18 protein-coding genes are annotated in these 18736 nt (G+C 71.5%); 10 read left to right on the plus strand and 8 right to left on the minus strand.

Annotation, left to right across the window (positions count from 1 at the left end):
* Positions 1–123 precede the first annotated feature (123 nt).
* Positions 124–1566, minus strand: a complete 1443-nt coding sequence (locus tag KUA19_RS06335) for an NAD(P)H-hydrate dehydratase (protein WP_217395141.1) — start codon at positions 1564–1566, stop codon at positions 124–126.
* The gene (locus KUA19_RS06340; RefSeq protein ID WP_212827658.1) at positions 1563–1937 is read right to left on the minus strand and encodes a holo-ACP synthase; all 375 of its coding nucleotides are present in this window, start codon (positions 1935–1937) and stop codon (positions 1563–1565) included. Before KUA19_RS06340 ends, KUA19_RS06335 begins: the two co-directional genes overlap by 4 nt.
* A 23-nt stretch (positions 1938–1960) precedes the next feature.
* Here KUA19_RS06340 and KUA19_RS06345 point away from each other — a divergent pair, with 23 nt between their 5' ends.
* The 3 genes from KUA19_RS06345 (at position 1961) to KUA19_RS06355 (ending at position 5631) form a co-directional block, all read left to right on the plus strand.
* Entirely contained in the window at positions 1961–3565 is a 1605-nt protein-coding gene (locus KUA19_RS06345) for an amidohydrolase (protein WP_217395142.1), read from the plus strand.
* Positions 3566–3715: 150 nt separating this feature from the next.
* Positions 3716–4057, plus strand: coding sequence for a WXG100 family type VII secretion target (locus tag KUA19_RS06350; RefSeq protein ID WP_217395143.1), 342 nt, complete (start codon positions 3716–3718; stop codon positions 4055–4057).
* Positions 4054–5631 carry an alpha/beta hydrolase gene (locus KUA19_RS06355; RefSeq protein ID WP_217395144.1) on the plus strand — a complete coding sequence of 526 codons (1578 nt, stop codon included), beginning with the start codon at positions 4054–4056 and terminating at the stop codon, positions 5629–5631. Before KUA19_RS06350 ends, KUA19_RS06355 begins: the two co-directional genes overlap by 4 nt.
* Here the strand turns inward: KUA19_RS06355 and glmS are convergent.
* Complete coding sequence (glmS, locus tag KUA19_RS06360) at positions 5618–7486, minus strand: glutamine--fructose-6-phosphate transaminase (isomerizing) (protein ID WP_217395145.1); 1869 nt, start codon at positions 7484–7486, stop codon at positions 5618–5620. The genes KUA19_RS06355 and glmS overlap by 14 nt on opposite strands.
* 117 nt (positions 7487–7603) lie before the next feature.
* Between glmS and KUA19_RS06365 the strand changes: the two genes are divergently transcribed.
* Both KUA19_RS06365 and KUA19_RS06370 read left to right on the plus strand, forming a co-directional pair.
* Complete coding sequence (locus KUA19_RS06365) at positions 7604–8347, plus strand: hypothetical protein (RefSeq protein ID WP_217395146.1); 744 nt, start codon at positions 7604–7606, stop codon at positions 8345–8347.
* 54 nt (positions 8348–8401) lie between these two features.
* Positions 8402–8947 (plus strand): hypothetical protein, encoded by a 546-nt coding sequence (locus tag KUA19_RS06370; protein WP_217395147.1) that lies wholly within the window; start codon positions 8402–8404, stop codon positions 8945–8947.
* Between the two features lie 136 nt (positions 8948–9083).
* Here KUA19_RS06370 and glmM read toward each other — a convergent pair whose 3' ends face one another.
* From glmM to rplM, 3 genes are all read right to left on the minus strand, one after another.
* Positions 9084–10436: a phosphoglucosamine mutase gene (gene glmM, locus KUA19_RS06375; protein WP_217395148.1), complete on the minus strand. Its 1353-nt coding sequence runs from the start codon at positions 10434–10436 to the stop codon at positions 9084–9086.
* A 177-nt stretch (positions 10437–10613) separates the two neighbouring features.
* Positions 10614–11096: a 30S ribosomal protein S9 gene (gene rpsI, locus KUA19_RS06380; protein ID WP_217395149.1), complete on the minus strand. Its 483-nt coding sequence runs from the start codon at positions 11094–11096 to the stop codon at positions 10614–10616.
* A gap of 20 nt (positions 11097–11116) precedes the next feature.
* Complete coding sequence (gene rplM / locus KUA19_RS06385; protein WP_217395150.1) at positions 11117–11560, minus strand: 50S ribosomal protein L13; 444 nt, start codon at positions 11558–11560, stop codon at positions 11117–11119.
* Positions 11561–11907: 347 nt separating this feature from the next.
* Here rplM and KUA19_RS06390 point away from each other — a divergent pair, with 347 nt between their 5' ends.
* The 3 genes from KUA19_RS06390 (at position 11908) to KUA19_RS06400 (ending at position 14592) form a co-directional block, all read left to right on the plus strand.
* Positions 11908–13251, plus strand: coding sequence for an MFS transporter (locus KUA19_RS06390; protein ID WP_217395151.1), 1344 nt, complete (start codon positions 11908–11910; stop codon positions 13249–13251).
* 175 nt (positions 13252–13426) lie between these two features.
* Positions 13427–14020 (plus strand): malonic semialdehyde reductase, encoded by a 594-nt coding sequence (locus KUA19_RS06395; RefSeq protein ID WP_217395152.1) that lies wholly within the window; start codon positions 13427–13429, stop codon positions 14018–14020.
* Positions 14021–14073: 53 nt separating this feature from the next.
* A complete protein-coding gene (locus KUA19_RS06400; protein WP_217395153.1) occupies positions 14074–14592 on the plus strand; it encodes a MarR family winged helix-turn-helix transcriptional regulator in 519 nt (172 codons plus the stop codon).
* Here KUA19_RS06400 and KUA19_RS06405 read toward each other — a convergent pair.
* Together KUA19_RS06405 and KUA19_RS06410 are read right to left on the minus strand one after the other, a co-directional pair.
* Entirely contained in the window at positions 14589–14882 is a 294-nt protein-coding gene (locus KUA19_RS06405) for a type II toxin-antitoxin system PemK/MazF family toxin (protein WP_217395154.1), read from the minus strand. The two genes, KUA19_RS06400 and KUA19_RS06405, sit on opposite strands and share 4 nt — an antisense overlap.
* A complete protein-coding gene (locus KUA19_RS06410) occupies positions 14872–15132 on the minus strand; it encodes a DUF6364 family protein (RefSeq protein ID WP_217395155.1) in 261 nt (86 codons plus the stop codon). The genes KUA19_RS06405 and KUA19_RS06410 overlap by 11 nt, the downstream gene beginning before the upstream one ends.
* 628 nt (positions 15133–15760) lie before the next feature.
* Here KUA19_RS06410 and KUA19_RS06415 point away from each other — a divergent pair.
* Entirely contained in the window at positions 15761–16096 is a 336-nt protein-coding gene (locus KUA19_RS06415) for a hypothetical protein (protein WP_217395156.1), read from the plus strand.
* 144 nt (positions 16097–16240) lie between these two features.
* Positions 16241–18736, plus strand: a complete 2496-nt coding sequence (gene nirB, locus KUA19_RS06420; protein WP_217395157.1) for a nitrite reductase large subunit NirB — start codon at positions 16241–16243, stop codon at positions 18734–18736.

Raw genomic sequence — 18736 nt, forward strand, 5'->3', positions numbered from 1 at the left:
CGGGGAAAGTGCAGGAATCTTGGGCAGAATTCGTGCACTTTCCCCGAAACTGTAGTGATCTCCGCGGCGCGGCGCGGCGCGGCGCGGGGCGCGCGGGCGGGGCGCGCGGGCGGCGGGCGCGGGTTACGGAAGGAGGGCGGCGAGGGTGGGGCGGAGGGCGGCGGCCACGTCGGAGGAGGTGACGGGGCCGGAGCGGGCCGCTTCGCGACCGGCCAGGCCGTGGACGTACGCGGCCGCGACCGCCGCCCGGATCGGCGGCAGCCCGGCGGCCAGCAGCGAGCCGAGCAGCCCCGCCAGCACGTCCCCGGTGCCGCCGGTGGCCAGCGCGGGGCTGCCGGTCGGGTTCACCCACGCCTCCCCGGACGGCCCGGCGACCACGGTGCGGTCGCCCTTGAGCAGCACCACCGCCCGGGTCCAGGTGGCGAGCTTCTGCGCGGCCGCGACGCGGTCGGGGCCGGGGTCCTCCCCGGCCAGCCGGGCGTACTCCCGGTCGTGCGGGGTGAGCACGGTCGGCGCGTCGCGTCGCCGCAGCTCACCGGACATGGTGCCGTCGACCAGCAGGGTGATCGCATCGGCGTCGAGCACGGCGGGCACGGGCGCGGCGAGCACGGAGCGCAGCTCACCGGCGGCTCGTTCGTCGGTGCCGAGACCGCAGCCGCAGGCCCAGGCCTGGACCCGGCCCGCGTCGGCGACGCGGGGCGCGCCGATCACGCTCGGATGCGCCGGTACGACGATCCCCTGCGCGGCTCCGGCGTACCGGACCAGGCCGGTCGGCCCGGCGAGCGCGCCGGAGACGGACAGCAGCGCGGCGCCGGGGTAGCCGGGTGAGCCGGTCGCGACGCCGACGACCCCCCGGGTGTACTTGTCGGACCCGGCCTCGGCGCGCGGCCACCAGGCGGCGATGTCGGCGGCTTCGGCCACCCGCAGCGCCGGGTCGCCGTGCAGCCACGGCCGCAGCCCGATGTCGACCACCTCGACCTGCCCGGTGTAGCCGACGGCGGGTCCGACCACATGGGCGGGCTTCAGGCAGCCGAACGCGACGGTCACGTCGGCGCGTACGGCGGTGCCGGGCACGTCGCCGGTGTTCACGTCGACGCCGGACGGGATGTCGACGGCGATGACGGGCGGTCGGGGGTCGAGCACGGCCAGGCGCTCGGCCAGCGTCAGCGCGCTGCCGCGCAGGGCACCGGTGGCGCCGATGCCGAGCAGCCCGTCGACGATCAGGTCGGTTCGGGCGGGCCAGTCGGTGACGGTGCGTCCGCCCGCGGCACGCAGCGCGGCCAGCCCGCCCGCGTGCGCTCGGGCCGGATCGGCCAGCAGGGCACTGACGGACACGCCGAGGCGGGCCAGCATCGCGCCCGCGTGCAGGGCGTCGCCGCCGTTGTCGCCGGGGCCGACCAACAGCAGCACGCGGGAGCCGTACACCCCGCGCTGATCGCGCAGGGTGACCTGGCAGCGGCGCGCGAGCCCGGCCGCGGCCCGCAGCATCAGCGTGTCCGGTGGCAGCGTCGGGATCAGCGCCTGCTCGGCCGCCCTGACCTGGGCGACCCGGTACGCCGCCCTCACAGCCCCGCCTCCGCGATGACGAACGCCGAGGCGATGCCGCCGTCGTGCGACAGCGACAGGTGCCAGCGTTCGACGCCGCGCTCGGCGGCGACGGCGGCGACCGTGCCGGTGACGGTCAGCCAGGGCCGCCCGTCGGGGTCGACGACCACCTCGCAGTCGTGCCACTGCATGCCCGCGGGCGCGCCGAGCGCCTTGGCCACGGCCTCCTTGGCCGCGAACCGGGCCGCCAGCGACTCCGGCGAGCGCGGGTTCCCCGAGCGCGTGGTCCGCTCGGCTTCCGTGAACAGGCGCTCCGTCAGCATCGGGGTGCGCCTCAGCGCCTGCGCGAAGCGTTCGACCAGGACCACGTCGTTGCCCACCGAGACAATCACGAACTGACCTTAAGGTCTGAGGTGTGGATCTGGTACTGCGTGGCGGCATCGTGTACGGCAACGGCGAGGCGACGGCCGTGGCCGTGGCGGACGGCAGGATCGCCGCGATCGGCTCCGACGAGCAGGTCGGGGCGCTGGCCGGGCGCGGCACCGAGGTGGTGGATCTGGGTGGCGGGCTGCTGCTGCCCGGCCTGCAGGACGCGCACGCGCATCCGGTGTTCGCCGGGCTGAATCTGCTGCGCTGCGAGCTGACCGAACTGCACGACCGGGCCGGTTACCTGGCGGCGGTGGCAGCGTACGCGGCGCGCACCGACGGGCCATGGATCATGGGTGCGGGCTGGTCGTACGACGTGTTCGGCGGGCACCAGCCGTGCCGCCAGGACCTCGACGCCATCGTCGCGGACCGCCCCGTCTTCCTGGCCGTACGCGACGCGCACAGCGCCTGGTGCAACTCGCGGGCGCTGGAACTGGCCGGCATCGACCGGCACACCCCCGACCCCGAGGGCGGCCGGATCGAGCGCGACGCCGACGGCGAACCCACCGGGGTACTGCACGAGAGCGCGATGGAGCTGGTCAGTTCGGTCGCCCCGCGCCCCGACGCGGCCGAGATCCGCCGGGCGCTGCTGCTGGCCCAGTCCCGGCTGCACTCCCTCGGCGTGACGGCGTGGCAGGACGCGATCGTCGGCGACTACGGCGGCTGGCCGGACTGCTTCGAGGCGTACCTGGCCGCCGACCGCGAGGGCCTGCTCACCGCGCGGGTGCGCGGCGCGCTGTGGTGGGAGCCGTCGCGCGGCCTGGAACAGCTCGACGACCTGCGAGAACGTCGCGAGCTGGCGCGCGGCGGCGGGGCGCGGTTCCGCACCGAGACCGTGAAGATCATGCAGGACGGCGTGGCGGAGAACTTCACCGCCGCCATGCTCGACCCGTACCTGGACGGCTGCGGCTGCGCCACCGACCGCCGCGGCATCTCCCGGGTCGACCCCGACCACCTGCGCGAGATCGTCACCCTGCTCGACCGCGACGGCTTCCAGGTGCACTTCCACGCCATCGGCGACCGGGCCGCCCGCGAGATCCTGGACGCGGTCGAGCCGGTGGCCGGGTCGCGACTGCGCCATCACGTGGCGCACGTGCAGGTGGTGCACCCCGACGACGTGCCCCGGTTCGGGCGGCTCGGGGTCACGGTCACGATGCAGGCGCTGTGGGCCGCGCACGAGCCCGCGATGGATGAGCTGACCATCCCGTTCCTGGGCCAGCCGCGCGCGACCTGGCAGTACCCGTTCGGCGACGTGTGGCGTACCGGGGGGCGACTGGCGGCGGGCAGCGACTGGCCGGTGTCGGACCCGGACCCGTTCCAGGCCATCCACGTCGCGGTGAACCGGGTCCCGTACCGGGTCGACGCGCCGCCGTTGGGGCCGGAGCAGGGGATCGACCTGGAGACGGCGGTGCGGGCGTACACGGCGGGGTCGGCGTACGTGAACCATCTGGACGAGACGGGGGTGATCGCGGTCGGGCGGCTGGCCGACCTGGCCCTGCTGGACCGAGACCCGTTCGCCGGGCCGGTGACGGAGATCGGCGCGACCCGGGCGCTGCGCACCTGGGTGGCGGGTCGGCTGGTCCACGCCGGGTGACCGGATTTCGACTGACGCGGGTGGTGGTGCGGCGCGTTTAACAGGCACCCGACCTCGCGGCAAGGGTTGTGGATAAGTCTGTGGGTAACTGGGGGTCCGGTTATCCACAGGTCTATCCGCAGGTCAGGTGAGGGCGGCAGCATCGCCGCCATGGATGTCGAGTTCGATGACGGGTACGCGCCGCAACCGGTCCGCGTCGACCCCCACGAGTTGGTCCGCATCGCCGGTCACCTGGCCGAGCTGGCGGGCGCCCTGTCCGGCGACGTGTCCCGCACCGCCGACCTCGCCGCCTCTCCCGACGGCTGGGCGGTCAGGTCTGCCCAGGTCAGGCTGATGCACGAGGTCCACACCCATCTCTGCGGGCTGAGCACCGCCCTCGACGGCTACGCGCGGCGGCTGCGCACCGCCGGCGCCGAATACACCGGCCAGGACGAGCGGGCGGCCCGGAACGTGGCGGCGGCGGGCGGGGCGCGGATCGGGGCGGCGCGATGAACGTGACCTACGCGCAGCTGCTCGCGGCTGACCTGGACCTGTGGACACGCAGTGCCGCCTCGTGGCGGCGGCTGAGCCATCGCATCGACGATCACGCCGACGAGCTGTCCGCGCAGGTGGCCCGGTTGGGCCAGGCGTGGACGGGCGGGATCGCGGCGCCGGCGGCCGAGGCCGCCTGCCGCACCATCGGCGCCGGGCTGGTGACGGTGCCTGGGGTGCTGCTGGAGGTGGACCAGCTGCTGTGCCGGCACGCGGAGCTGGTGCGCGCCCTCCAGCAGCGGGTACGGGTGCTGCTGGCCTCCCTGCGCGGCACCCCGGTGCGGGTCTCCCTCGAGGGTGAGGTGAGCCTGGACGTGGTGAGCGTCAAACCCGACCCGGGCGAGGTCGCGTTCGCGAAGTGGGTGGCGGTTCAGCTCGCGGAGATCCTGCGCCGGGTGCGGGCCAGTGACGAGGACACGGCGCAGCGGCTGACCGCGCTGGCGGTCGGTGCTCGCGACGGCTGGGCGACCAGCCCGGCCCCGCCGCCGCCGAGCGGGATCCTGCCGGTGGCGACCTGGTGGGCCGGGCTGACCCCGGCGCAGCGCGGCTGGCTGCTGGTGACCCAGCCCGACCTGATCGGCGGCCTCGACGGGGTGCCGGTGGCGGCCCGGGACCGGGCCAACCGACTGCGGCTGGACGCCGAGCTGGACCGGCTGCGGGCGGTGCTGGACGCGCCGCATCCGCCGGACGGCACCGACACCCGGGTGCGGACGTTGGCGGGCCTGGCCGCGCGGCTGGACCAGCAGGAGCCGCGTGCCTACCTGCTCAACCTCGACGCGAGCGGGGACGGCCGGGCGGTGGTGGCCTTTGGCGACCCCGACGTCGCCGACCATGTGGCGACGTACGTGCCGGGCAGCGGGGCGACGATCGACTCGGTCGAGAGTGAGCTGAACCGGGCCGCTGCGCTACGACTGCGCGCCGTGGTCACCGCCCCGGAGCAGAGCACCTCGGTGATCATGTGGCTGGGTTACGACCCGCCGGACGGGGTGGACGCGCTGCTGGAGACGTCGGCTCGGGCGGCCGCCCCCGACCTGGCCTCGTTCCAGGACGGGCTGGTCGGCACGCACGAGGGCGAGCCGGCGCACCAGACGGTGATCGGGCACTCGTACGGCACGCTCGCGCTGGGCCTGGCCGACCGCGACGGCGCTCTCGCCGCCGACGAGATCGTGGCCCTGGGCAGCCCGGGGATGGGCGTGGACAGCGCGGCCGAGCTGCGCGATCCGACACACGTGTGGGCGGCCACCGCCCGCAACGACGTGATCCTGGCGGCGAGTTCCAAGGGCGAGGTGGCCCTGGACGCGGTCGGCGGTCCGGCGTTGATCGCCGTGGGGGCGGCCACCGACGCGGTGTTCCGCGGCAATGCCGACCTGTGGCACGGGGTGGACCCGTCGTCGGCACAGTTCGGCGGTCAGGTGTTCGACGCCGGAGTGGGCCGCGATCCGCTCGCGGCCCACTCCGGCTACTTCGACTCGGCCAGCCCGGCGCTGGAGACGATGGCGCACATCGTGACCGGGACGGGCACTACTCCACCGTGACGGACTTGGCCAGGTTGCGCGGCTGGTCGACGTCGTGGCCGCGCGAGGCGGCGATCTCGGCGGCGAGCACCTGCAGCGGCACCGTGGTCACGAACGGGGCCAGCAGCGTGGGCGTGCGCGGCACCCGCACCAGCAGATCGGCGTACGGGACGACGGCCTCGTCGCCCTCCTCGGCGATCACGATGGTGCGGGCGCCGCGGGCGCGCACCTCCTGGATGTTGCTGACGATCTTGTCGTGCAGCACCCCGCGACCGGCGGGCGAGGGAACCACGCACACGACCGGGGTGCCGTGGTCGATCAGCGCGATCGGACCGTGCTTGAGCTCGCCCGCCGCGAAGCCCTCGGCGTGCATGTACGCCAGCTCCTTGAGCTTGAGCGCGCCCTCCAGCGCCACCGGGTAGCCGACGTGGCGGCCGATGAACAGCACCGTCGAGGCGGTGGCCAGCTCGCGGGCCAGCTCGCGGACGGGGTCCATGGTGCCGAGCACCTTCTCGATCTTGTCGGGCATCTCCTGCAGCTGCGCCACCACCGCGGCGACCTCGTCGGCGTACTTGACGCCGCGCACCTGGGCCAGGTGCAGGCCGACCAGGAAGCAGGCGGCGAGCTGGGTGAGGAACGCCTTGGTCGAGGCCACCGCGATCTCGGGGCCGCCGTGGGTGTAGAGCACCGCGTCGGACTCGCGCGGGATGGTCGAGCCGTTGGTGTTGCAGATGGCCAGCACGCGCGCCTTCTGCTCCTTGGCGTGGCGCAGCGCCATCAGCGTGTCCATGGTCTCGCCGGACTGCGAGATCGCCACGACCAGGGTGGACCGGTCGAGCACCGGGTCGCGGTAGCGGAACTCACTGGCCAGCTCGACCTCGCACGGGATGCGCGTCCAGTGCTCGATGGCGTACTTGGCGACCAGCCCCGCGTGGTACGCGGTGCCGCAGGCGACGATGAAGATCTTGTCGACGTCGCGCAGGTCCTGGTCGGTCAGGCGCACCTCGTCGAGCATGATCTCGCCGGTCTCGCCGATGCGCCCGCGCAGCGTGTCGGCGACCACCTGCGGCTGCTCGGCGATCTCCTTGAGCATGAACCAGTCGTAGCCGCCCTTCTCCGCCGCCCGCGCGTCCCAGTCCACGTGGTAGTCGCGGCCCTGGGCCGGGTTGCCGTCGAAGTCGGTGATCTCGATGGCGTCGGCGGTGATCAGGACGACCTGGTCCTGGCCCAGCTCGACCGCCTCGCGGGTGTGCTCGATGAACGCGCTCACGTCGCTGGCCAGGAAGTTCTCGCCGACGCCGCGGCCGACCACGAGCGGGGAGTTGCGGCGCGCGCCGACCACGGCGCCGGGCGCCTGCGCGTCGACGGCGAGCAGCGTGAACGCGCCCTCCAGCTTCCCGCACACCTTGCGCATCGCCTCGGCCAGCGCGGCCGGACTGCCCGGCACCCCGGCCAGCTCGGCGGCGAGCAGGTGGGACACGCACTCGGTGTCGGTGTCGCTGGCGAACTCGACGCCCTCGGCCTGCAGCTGCGCGCGTAGGCGGGCGAAGTTCTCGATGATGCCGTTGTGGATCACGGCGATGCGGCCGTCTGCCGACAGGTGCGGGTGCGCGTTACGGTCGGTCGGGCCGCCGTGGGTGGCCCAGCGGGTGTGCCCGATGCCGGCCAGCCCGGACCGCAGCTCCGCCTCGGCCGACTCGGCCAGCGCCTTCTCCAGATTCGACAGCTTGCCGGCCTTCTTGGCCAGCAACAGCCGACCGTCGGCGAGCACGGCCACCCCGGCCGAGTCATAGCCCCGGTATTCCAGGCGCCGCAGGCCGTCGACGACGACGCCCAGGGCCGACTGAGTTCCTACGTATCCCACGATCCCGCACATGACCGCCACCCTAGCGGAGTTTCGCTCATATTGCATGCTCGAAGTCGAGTCATTCACGCACACGTGATGATTGATCACGGATAGCAACCGCTGGTCCCGGGCCGGTATCCTCTCCGCGTGACCGACCCCTCCACCCCGTCCGATCCCACCTCCCCGCCCCCGGTGAATCCACCGGCGAACCCGTGGCAGCCGCCACAGGCGCCGCCCGCGTGGCAGCCCCCGTCGACCCCGGCCACGGGCGGCTGGGCCCCGCCCGGCGGTCCCGCCGCCACACCGGGCGCCTGGGCCCCACCCGGAGCCCCCATGCCCTCGCCGTACCAGGCCCAGCCCGCGCCGGGGCCGTACGCCCCTGTTCCGACCTTCGCACCAGCGGCCCCACCCGCGCCGAAGAAGCGCAATACCGGCCTGGTCGTCGGCATCATCGTGGGTGTGGTGCTGCTCGTGGTGTGCCTGTGCGCCATCGGCGGCGTGTATGTGGCCAACAAGCTGTCCGAAGCGGCCGACCGCGCCAACTCCTCGACGTACGATCCCGACGGCAGCTACTGGGACGACGACGAGTACTGGGACGAGCCCACGCCCGAACCGTCGCCGTCCTCCGGCCGGGCGCACGTGGTCGAGTACCGCATCACCGGCAAGGGGAACGCGAAGATCAATTTCCAGACCGTGGCGGGCTACAACACCACGGTCTCGGCGCTGCCCTGGACCAACCGCTGGACCAGCTACGGCCTGTACCTGCGCACCTCGGTCTCCGCCACGGTGACCGGCCAGCAGCTCACCTGCGTGATCCTGGTCGACGACAAGGAGGTCGCGCGGGAGACCGCCAAGGGCACGGTCACCTGCATCCGCGATCTCGAAGTGTGACGGGTAGTAGGCACGAGGTCCGCACCCTCGCGGGCCTCGGTCTACCATCCGCCCATGAGTTACCCCCCTCCGTACGACCCCAACCAGGCGCAGCCCCAGCAGCCCCCGCAGTACGGGCAGTACGGCGCGCCCATCTCGCCGATCCAGCAGCCGGCGAAGAAGAGCAACGCGGGCATGATCATCGGCATCATCGTCGGTGTCGTACTGCTGCTCTGCGCGGCCTGCGGCATCGGTGGCTGGATCCTCTACAACAAGGCCAGCGACAAGGCGCAGGAGATCGTCGACAGCCTGCCCAGCCTCGGCGTCGAGACCGGCACGCCGGGCGACTCGCACTCGATCCACTACACGGTCGAGGGCAGCGGCGAGGCCCTGATCACCTGGAACGCCGGCACCGGCAGCCCGGAGAGCGAGACGGTGACCCTGCCCTGGTCCAAGACGGTCGTGGTCGACCAGGACACCTTCGCCGTGTCGGTGATGGCGTTCGGCCGCGGTGCCGACACCAAGCTCGACACCTGCACGATCTCGATCGACGGCACCGAGAAGAAGCGGAACACCGGCTCCGACGTCACGGTCGTCTGCACCGCGATCTTCATGAGCTGAGACCGCACATACGACGAAGCGGCGTGCCCCGGGCTTCGGGGCACGCCGCTCTCACGTCACGCGGGTGGTCCGCCAGCAGGCTGGCGGCGTGCATGGGGGGTCAGTCCGCCAGCGGGCTGGCGGCGTACATGGGGGGTCAGTCCGCCAGCGGGCTGGCGGCGCGCACGTCGGCGGCGATCCCCTCGGCGATCTTCTGCGCGGTGTCCTCGCTGGCCGCCTCGACCATGACCCGGACCAGCGGCTCCGTGCCCGAGGGCCGCAGCAGCACCCGGCCCGCCCCGGCCAGCTGCGCCTCGGCCGCCGCCACCGCGGCCAGGATCTCCGGCGCCTTCGCGACCGCCTTGTCGGCGACCCGCACATTGATCAGCACCTGCGGCAGCTTGGTCACCACCGCGGCCAGCCCGGCCAGCGAGGTGCCGCTCTGCGCCATCCGCGCCATCAGCCGCAGGCCGGTCAGCACCCCGTCGCCGGTGGTGGCGTGGTCGGTGAAGACCACGTGGCCGCTCTGCTCGCCGCCGAGGTTGAAGCCGCCGCTGCGCAGTTCCTCCAGCACGTACCGGTCGCCGACCTTGGCCTCGACCAGGGTGATGCCCTGCTCGCGCATGGCGATGCGCAGACCGAGGTTGCTCATGACCGTCGCGACCAGCGTGTCGTCGACCAGGGTGCCCGCGTCGCGCATCGCCAGGGCCAGGATCGCCATGATCTGGTCGCCGTCGACCTCGGCGCCGTTCGCGTCCACGGCCAGGCACCGGTCGGCGTCGCCGTCGAGGGCGACACCCAGGTCGGCGCCGTGCTCGACCACGGCCGCCCGCAGCGGGGCGAGGTGGGTGGCGCCGCACTCCTCGTTGATGTTGAGCCCGTCCGGCTCCGCGTTGATGGCGATCACGTCGGCACCGGCCTGCCGGAACGCCTCGGGCGCGACGTCGCTGGCCGCGCCCTGCGCGCAGTCCACCACGACGGTCAGGCCCGACAGTGAGTGCTCGGTCGCGGCGACCAGGTGCGCCGTGTAGTGGTCGGCACCGTCGAGCAGGTCGTGCACCCGGCCGACGGCCGCGCCGGTGGGGCGCGTCCAGCGCTCGCCCAGCGCCGCCTCGATCGCGTCCTCCTGCTCGTCGGTGAGCTTGTGCCCGCCCGCGGCGAAGAACTTGATGCCGTTGTCGGGCATCGGGTTGTGGCTGGCGGAGATCATCACGCCGAAGTCCGCCCGCACCTCGGCGGTCAGGTAGGCCACCCCGGGCGTGGGCAGCACACCCACCCGGACCACGTTGGCACCGGCGCTGGCCAGGCCCGCGACCACCGCCGCCTCCAGCATCTCGCCACTGGCCCGCGGGTCCCGGCCGACCACCACCAGCGGCGGCTGCGTCCGGTCCGGATCGGCCAGGTCGGCCAGGGTGTGCGCCGCGGCGACCGCGAGCGACAGGGCGAGTTCGGGGCTGAGGTCAGCGTTGGCGAGACCGCGTACGCCGTCGGTGCCGAAGAGGCGTGCCATCGGGGTGCCCTTTCTGACGGGGTGCGAAAGGCGAAAGGTGAGCGAAAGGTGAGGTGGACCGGCTCGTGGCCCTGGACCGGCGGCTGGCCGGGTCAAAAGGGGCACCGCTGGGGAAAGCGAACGGCCGGGCACGCCAGCTGTGTGCAGCAGCGTGCCCGGCCGTTCAGCGAAGAGAGATCAACGCTTGGAGTACTGCGGGGCCTTACGGGCCTTCTTGAGACCGTACTTCTTGCTCTCCTTGACCCGAGCGTCACGGGTCAGGAAGCCGGCCTTCTTCAGCGCCGGGCGGTCGTCGAGGTCGAGCTCGCACAGCGCCCGAGCGATGGCCAGGCGAAGCGCGCCGGCCTGGCCGGTGATGCCGCCACCACGCAGGTTGGCGACCACGTCGAGGTTCTCGTTCTTCTCGGCGGTCACCAGCGGCTCGCGCACCGACTGCTGCGCCACCTTGCTGGGGAAGTACTTGTCCAGCTCACGGCCGTTGCAAGTGATCTTGCCGGTGCCGGGGATCAGACGCACCCGGACGATGGCCTCCTTGCGGCGGCCCACGGTCTGGATCGGCCGGTCACCCTTGAACTTCGGGGTGGCCTGGACCTTCGCGGCGACGACGACCGAGGCCTCGGCCTCGACATCGGCCTGGGTCGGCACAGAAGTGTCGGTCATGGTGATTCCTTCGTCCGCGCTCACTGCGCGATCTGCTTGATCTCGAACGGCACGGGCTGCTGCGCCGCGTGCGGGTGCTCCGCGCCAGCGTAGACCTTCAGCTTCGACAGAATCTGACGGCCCAGCTTGTTGTGGGGGATCATGCCCTTCACGGCCAGCTCGATCGCCTTCTCGGGGCGCTTGGTCAGCAGCTCCTCGTAGCCGATCTGCTTCAGACCACCCGGGTAACCGGAGTGCCGGTAAGCAATCTTGGTCGCGCGCTTGTTACCGGTCAGCGCCACCTTGCCGGCGTTGATGATGATCACAAAGTCGCCGGTGTCGACGTGCGGCGCGAAAGTCGGCTTGTGCTTACCGCGCAGGAGGTTGGCGGTGTGGGTGGCGAGCCGGCCCAGCACGACGTCAGAAGCGTCGATAACGTGCCACTGACGCTCGATCTCACCCGGCTTCGGGCTGTACGTACGCACAGGTCTACCTTGTCTCGTCGTAGGTCTGTGTGATCGCGGGCGAAACTGCCCACGACCAACGGATTCTGCGATTCCGGCCGACCACGAACGGGTCGGCGCGCGAACGACAAGCCTACCTGAGCATCAGGGATACCGGCTCGGCGCCACCTCTCGCACAACAGCCGCTAACGATACCCGCTGCCCCTGGGGCCGGTCAAAACGGGCCGACCCTGCTGTGTTACCGGTCCTGATGTCCGGTTTCGCGGCCCTTCTTCACAGCAGCCGACCCGCCAAGGTGCGGCAGGGTTCACATCCGGGGTATGAACACCGGAACAACATGGCAATCACACGTACGTAACTTCGTCGCCATGACCGCCCTTGCCCCGGCGCCCGCTCCGGCCCGCGCCGCCGCACTCAGTCACTGGGACCCCGAGAACCCCGAGTTCTGGGCGTCCACCGGCCGCAGGGTCGCGCGCCGCAACCTGGTCTTCTCGATCTTCGCCGAGCACCTCGGTTTCTCCGTGTGGACCCTCTGGAGCGTCGTGGTGGTGGCACTGCCCGCCGCCCAGTTCCCCTACACGGTGGACCAGAAGTTCTGGCTGGTGGCATTACCGAACCTGATCGGCGCGCTGATGCGGCTGCCGTACACCTTCGCGGTGACCCGGTTCGGCGGCCGCACCTGGACCTCGATCAGCGCGGTGCTGCTGCTGATCCCGCTGGCCGGGATGATCTTCGCGGTGGCCGCCAAGCCCGCGTACTGGGTGGTGCTGCTGCTGGCGGCGACCGCCGGTCTGGGCGGCGGCAACTTCGCCTCCTCCATGACGAACATCTCCTTCTTCTTCCCCGAGAAGGAGAAGGGCGTGGCGCTGGGCCTCAACGCCGCGGGCGGCAACATCGGCATCAGCACCATGCAGTTGCTCGTCCCGATCGTGCTGTCGGCCGGGCTGGTGTACGGCGGCCTGATGTGGGTCCCGCTGGTGCTGGCCGCCGCGATCTGCGCCCGGCTGTTCATGAACAACCTCGACGTGGCCCGCTCGCCGCTGAAGGCCCAGTTCGCCACGGTCAAGCGGGCGCACACCTGGATCATGTCGTTCCTGTACATCGGCACCTTCGGCTCGTTCCTCGGCTACTCGGCGGCCTTCCCGCTGGTGCTCAAGCTGCAGTTCCCGGAGGCGCCGGTGGCGCACGTGGGTGCGGCCACCGTCACGCTCGCCTTCGCCGGACCGCTGGTGGGTTCGCTGACCCGGCCGCTGGGCGGCTGGCTGTCCGACCGCGTCGGCGGGGCCCGGGTCACCGCCACCTGCTACATCCTGATGGGCCTCGGCTCGTACGGCGTGGTCGCCTCGGTCTCGGCGCACAACATGGCGCTGTTCCTGACCTCGTTCCTGTTCCTGTTCGCCGCGGCCGGCGCGGGCAACGGGTCGACCTACCGGATGATTCCGGCGATCTTCGCGGCGACCTCGCCCGACCTGACCACCGCGAAGCGGGAGTCGGCGGCGACCCTGGGCATCGCGGGGGCGATCGGCGCGCTGGGCGGTTTCTACCTGCCCCGGGCCATCAGTGACTCGATCAAGTCGACCGGCGGCATCAGCACCGCCTTCACCTGGTTCGCCGTGATGTACGGCGTCTGCCTGGCCGTCACCTGGTGGTGCTACCTGCGCAAGCGGGTGCTGGCCACACAGGCCCCGAGCCTGGCCCACGCCGGCATCTGACGAACCCGCCGCACCCGCGTCACCGACCGCCCCTCCTCCCGGCGGTCGGTGACGCTGCGGTATACCAACAGTGGCGATGGCCACACCGCTGGAGCTTGCGGAATAGTTGAATCTTCACCAAAGTTGGCAACAGTGGCTGCACATGGCCCACAGACCGACTTCGGAGGAAATACAGATGTCGCTCGTTCTCGACCAGCAGGCCCAGGATCTGCTGTTCCGCAGCGCCCGCACCGCCAACTCGTTCACCGACGAGCCGGTGACCGACGAGCAGGTGCGCGCCATCTATGACCTGGTCAAGTACGCCCCCACCTCGCTGAACATGCAGCCGCTGCGGGTCGTGCTGGTCCGCTCGGCGGAGGGCCGCGCCCGCCTGGTGGAGCGGATGGGTGACGGCAACAAGGCCAAGACCTCGACCGCCCCGCTGACGGCGATCCTCGCCGCCGACACCGACTTCCACGACGAGTTCCACCGCACCTTCCCGCACGTGCCGAACGTGCGCGACTGGTTCACCGGTGACGACGCCGTCCGCGCCGAGGTCGCCCGCTTCAACGGGGCGCTGCAGGTCGGCTACTTCATCCTGGGCGTACGCGCGGCCGGCCTGGCCGCGGGCCCGATGACCGGCTACGACGCCGAGGGCATCAACAAGGACTTCTTCCCCGACGGCGCGCACAAGGTGCTGGCCGTGGTCAACATCGGCAAGCCGGGCGAGAACGCGTGGTTCGACCGCAACCCGCGGCTGGACTACGACGATGTCGTAACGACGGCCTGATCCGAACGGACGAGGGGTGAGGGTAAGGCCCTCACCCCTCTAGGGTGGAATACATGGCGACGACCGCTACCCCGACGACGAACGCCAACTGGCTGACCGAGCCCGAACAAGCCGCCTGGCGCAGCTTCATCTTCACCTCGAAGCTGGTGACGGCGGAGCTGGAGCGCGGGATGGCGCAGCACGGCCTCTCCGGCACCGACTACGGCGTGCTGGTGAGCCTGTCCGAGGCGCCGGAGCGGCGGATGCGCATGTCCGAGCTGTCCCAGGCGATGCTGCTGGAGAAGAGCCGGCTGTCGCACCAGATCACCCGCATGGAGCGGGCGGGGCTGGTCCGCCGGGAGAGCTGCGCCGACGACCGGCGCGGCCAGTTCGCCGTGCTCACCGAGCAGGGCTGGGAGACCATCCAGAGGGTGGCCCCGCATCATGTGGCGCTGGTCCGGGCGATCTTCATCGACCGGCTCTCGCCGGCACAGCTCGCCACGTTGACCGAGCTGTTCACGCCGCTGCACACGATGATGCGGGAGGCCTGCCCAAAGGAAGCGGAGGCTTGCGGCGACACCGAGGAGTGCTAGAGGTCCTGGATGATGCGCAGTGCTCGACCGACCCTGCGCATGGTGTCGGTGTCGGCGACATCGACCATGTCCGTGAACCACTTCTTCATCGGTGACGAAACCCGGTCGGGCATGATGACCAGTTCGCCCATCGGCACGGCCAGCGGGGAGTCGCGGAGTTCCTCTTCCTCGACCACCTCGGCCACGATCACGATGGGCACGTCGGTGCTGTTGTACACATCCGAGCTGATCACCAGCCCGAGCCGCTCCCGGGCTCCGTCGATGCGCCAGATCTCGCCTCTACGCAGCACGCCGCCCCCGTCCTGACAATTCCAGGCGTACCAGCTCCACTTCGCGCTCGTCGTCCAGCGCGTTCTTCTCCAAGCGGTCTGTCCCGGCCCGGCGGACCACGTCCGCGTGGGCGGTGAACAGCTCCCGGAGGGCTTTCTCCCGGGCGGCCTGATCCATCCAGGCCGACAGTGACAATCCGTCGCGCTCTGCGTATCGGCGCGCTTCCTCAATCGTCTCGTCCGCGAAGGACAGGGTTACTTTGGCAGTCATGCCGCTTAGATTACGCCCGGTGTGACCATCAGTCATCCCGTTCTTCGTGCCACGAAGGTGAGTGAGAATGCCTACTTCTGAGCACTTTTACGCAGTGTGACTTCATCGTAACCGTTAGCACCTCCATGGGGTAATCCACCGACCGGCCATCCGCGCCTGCTCACCCGGCCGGACCTGCCCGTCCATCGATCGAGGGTCGCCCGTCCGGATCACCCGCAAAGAGCAAGATTCGAGTCGGATGCCGGGTACGAGAAGCCCAGCGGCCACCAACAGGGTCGACCGGTACGTCGTGCGTTGGTCTTAGCAGGTTCGAAACATAAGGGACCCGGGAGTGAAACTCCCAGACCTCAGTATTTCGCACATGGCCGCACCCGCCCCGTCCGCATCGACCGCCACAGCAGTGGCGGCGGCCGGGCCGTGCGCCACGCCGGGGACCGACCCGGACCGAGCCACCGACGGGCCTTCCGCGTCAGGATTCCGACACGGTGAGACGCTCGCCATAGTGGATGTGGCCCGACCTGTGGCCCAATGGGTTGCAGCAGATGGCACAATGACCACATTGGAGGGTGGAGCGCGCGAGCGCCGCACCCACCACAAGCCACCGCCGGGGGTAGGGACGGATCCGGCGGTGTCGGCCGAGCTGGCCTCCCGGCTCGGCCACACCGATGACGGCACCGCCGACATCGGAGGCGTGCGGTTCCGCGGGTTTCCCGCGGCACCGCGCGCCGTCTTCGAGGAGCTGCGGCGCGCCACCGCTGGTGGGGCGGCGGACTTCGTCGGCGTCACGTGGGAGCGGGTGGACGCCAGCAAAGACGGGTCCATGTCCTGCCCCCCGGCGGACCGGGCAGGCGCGCCGCGGCTCCTCGTCGCATCCATCCCCTCGTCGGCCGGTCGCACCCGCCTGATGGCGGTCGAGCACCGGACCACCCCTGTTTGCACCGCCTCCCGGCATCCGAGCCGGTGACACCATGCGCTGCCGCTTCCCGGCCCGATCGAGGGCCCGCGCCGTCGGCGCTGCCCGTGCCACCACCAGCTGCCCCGGACGCAAGGATGCGGTCGGCGGCTGGATGACGTGGCTGTCCACCTCAGACAGTGTGGGGGTGTCTGCATGAGCAGAAATCTCGTCGTCGCGGGCCACGGCATGGTGGCGCAGCGATTCCTGGAAGCCTTCGCCGACCGCGGCACCGACGGCTGGACCGTGACGGTCCTGGCCGAGGAGGACCGCCCCGCCTACGACCGGGTGCGCCTGTCGGCCTGGTTCGACACATACGACGCCGCCGACCTGGACCTGGGCGGCGCCCCCGGCGGGGTCGAGCTGCGCCTGGGCCAGCCCGTCACCGCGATCGACCGCGACCGCCGCGTCGTGTCGACCCCGGCCGGCGAGACGCCATACGACGTGCTCGTGCTGGCCACCGGGTCGCGCGCCTTCGTCCCCCCGATCGCCGGGGCGGACCTGCCCGGCGTCTTCGTCTACCGCACCATCGAGGACCTGGAGCGGCTCAAGGAATGGGCCACCGCGAACGGCCGCCGGGTCGGCGCCGTGCTCGGTGGCGGTCTGCTCGGGCTGGAGGCCGCCAACGCGCTCCGCCTGCTCGGCATGACCACCCACGTGGTCGAGTTCGCCCCCCGGCTGATGCCGCTGCAGGTCGACGAGGGCGGCGGCGCCGTGCTGCGGCGCCACATCGAGGCACTCGGCGTCACCGTGCACACCGCCCGCGGCTGCGCGGGGCTGGAGGGCGGCCCCGACGGGGTCACCACCATGCGCTTCAACGACGGCGGCGAGCTGGCCGTGGACGTGGTCGTCATCGCCGCGGGCATCCGGCCGCGCGATGAGCTGGCCGAGGCGGCCGGGCTGGCCAAGGGCCCGCGCGGCGGCTTCCTGGTCGACGACGCCTGCACCACCGCCGACCCGGCGATCTGGGCCATCGGCGAGTGCGCGTCGCTGAGCGTCGCAGGCGGCGAAGGCGTCTGCTACGGCCTGGTCGCTCCCGGGTACGCGATGGCCGAGGTGGTCGCCGACCGGCTCACCGGCGGCGAGTCGAAGATGGCGCTGCCGGACACCTCCACCAAGCTCAAGCTGCTCGGGGTCGACGTGGCCAGCTTCGGCGCCCCGTTCGCGCCCGGCCTGGACGTGGTGGTGACCGACCAGGTCACCGGGGTCTACGCGAAGCTGCTGCTCACCGACGACGCCAAGACCCTGCTCGGTGGCATCCTCGTCGGCGACGCCAGTGCGTACCCGACGCTGCGGGCCAGCCTCGGCGGGCCACTACCCGCCGCGCCGCTGGCGATGCTCGCCCCGGCGGGCGACGGTGCCGCCAAGATGGACCTGCCCGGCACCGCTCAGGTCTGCTCCTGCCACGCGGTGACCAAGGACCACATCACCGACGCGATCGCGACCGGCTGCACCGACGTGCCCGGCCTGAAGACGTGCACCAAGGCGGGCACCGGCTGCGGCTCCTGCATCCCGCTGCTCAAGCAGCTGCTGGCCGCGGGCGGGGTGGCGCAGAGCAAGGCGCTGTGCGAGCACTTCACCTACTCGCGGCAGGAGCTGTTCGACATCATCCGGGTGCGCCGGATCACGTCCTTCTCCGAGCTGGTCGGCGAGTACGGCACCGGGCGCGGCTGCGACATCTGCAAGCCCGCGATCGCCTCGATCCTGGCCACCACCAACCCCGGCTACATCCTCGACGGCGAGCAGGCGGCGCTGCAGGACACCAACGACCACTTCCTGGCCAACATCCAGCGCGACGGGACGTACTCGGTGGTGCCGCGCATCCCCGGGGGCGAGATCACGCCGGACAAACTGATCGTGATCGGCGAGGTGGCGCGGGACTTCGGCCTCTACACGAAGATCACCGGTGGGCAGCGGATCGACCTGTTCGGCGCCCGCGTGGAGCAGCTGCCGGTGATCTGGCAGCGGCTGGTCGACGCGGGATTCGAGTCCGGCCACGCGTACGGCAAGGCGCTGCGCACCGTGAAGAGCTGCGTCGGCGAGACCTGGTGCCGCTACGGCGTGCAGGACTCCGTCGGCCTGGCCATCGACCTGGAGCTGCGCTACCGGGGCCTGCGCGCCCCGCACAAGCTCAAGTCCGCGGTCAGCGGCTGCGCCCGCGAGTGCGCCGAGGCCCGCAGCAAGGACTTCGGCATCATCGCCACCGAGAACGGCTGGAACCTGTACGTCGCCGGCAACGGCGGCTTCCGCCCGCGCCACGCCGACCTGTTCCTCACCGACCTGTCGACCGAGGACCTGGTCCGCTACATCGACCGGTTCCTCATGTACTACATCCGCACCGCCGACCGGCTCCAGCGCACCGCCGCGTGGCTGGAAGCGATGGACGGTGGACTCGAACACCTGCGCGACGTCATCGTGGACGACTCGCTCGGGCTGTGCGCCGAACTCGACGCGCAGATGGCCCAGCACGTCACGGCATACGCCGACGAGTGGCGGGCCACCCTGGACGACCCGGACCGGCTGGCCCGTTTCGTCTCGTTCGTCAACGCACCGGAGACCCCTGACCCCGACATCAAGTTCGAGGTCGAGCGCGGGCAGAAGGTCCCGACGCGCCAGGGCCCGGTGCCCGTCACCATCGGAGGTGCCCGGTGA

This window comes from Catellatospora tritici, assembly GCF_019083965.1.
Taxonomy (GTDB): domain Bacteria; phylum Actinomycetota; class Actinomycetes; order Mycobacteriales; family Micromonosporaceae; genus Catellatospora; species Catellatospora tritici.

Bases quoted from the DNA above. Each gene is read 5' to 3' on its own strand.
- KUA19_RS06350 (WP_217395143.1), top strand. From the start codon at position 3,716: ATGGATGTCGAGTTCGATGACGGGTACGCGCCGCAACCGGTCCGCGTC.
- KUA19_RS06355 (WP_217395144.1), top strand. From the start codon at position 4,054: ATGAACGTGACCTACGCGCAGCTGCTCGCGGCTGACCTGGACCTGTGG.
- glmS (WP_217395145.1), bottom strand. From the start codon at position 7,486: ATGTGCGGGATCGTGGGATACGTAGGAACTCAGTCGGCCCTGGGCGTC.
- KUA19_RS06370 (WP_217395147.1), top strand. From the start codon at position 8,402: ATGAGTTACCCCCCTCCGTACGACCCCAACCAGGCGCAGCCCCAGCAG.
- glmM (WP_217395148.1), bottom strand. From the start codon at position 10,436: ATGGCACGCCTCTTCGGCACCGACGGCGTACGCGGTCTCGCCAACGCT.
- rpsI (WP_217395149.1), bottom strand. From the start codon at position 11,096: ATGACCGACACTTCTGTGCCGACCCAGGCCGATGTCGAGGCCGAGGCC.
- KUA19_RS06390 (WP_217395151.1), top strand. From the start codon at position 11,908: ATGACCGCCCTTGCCCCGGCGCCCGCTCCGGCCCGCGCCGCCGCACTC.
- KUA19_RS06395 (WP_217395152.1), top strand. From the start codon at position 13,427: ATGTCGCTCGTTCTCGACCAGCAGGCCCAGGATCTGCTGTTCCGCAGC.
- KUA19_RS06400 (WP_217395153.1), top strand. From the start codon at position 14,074: ATGGCGACGACCGCTACCCCGACGACGAACGCCAACTGGCTGACCGAG.
- KUA19_RS06410 (WP_217395155.1), bottom strand. From the start codon at position 15,132: ATGACTGCCAAAGTAACCCTGTCCTTCGCGGACGAGACGATTGAGGAA.
- nirB (WP_217395157.1), top strand. From the start codon at position 16,241: ATGAGCAGAAATCTCGTCGTCGCGGGCCACGGCATGGTGGCGCAGCGA.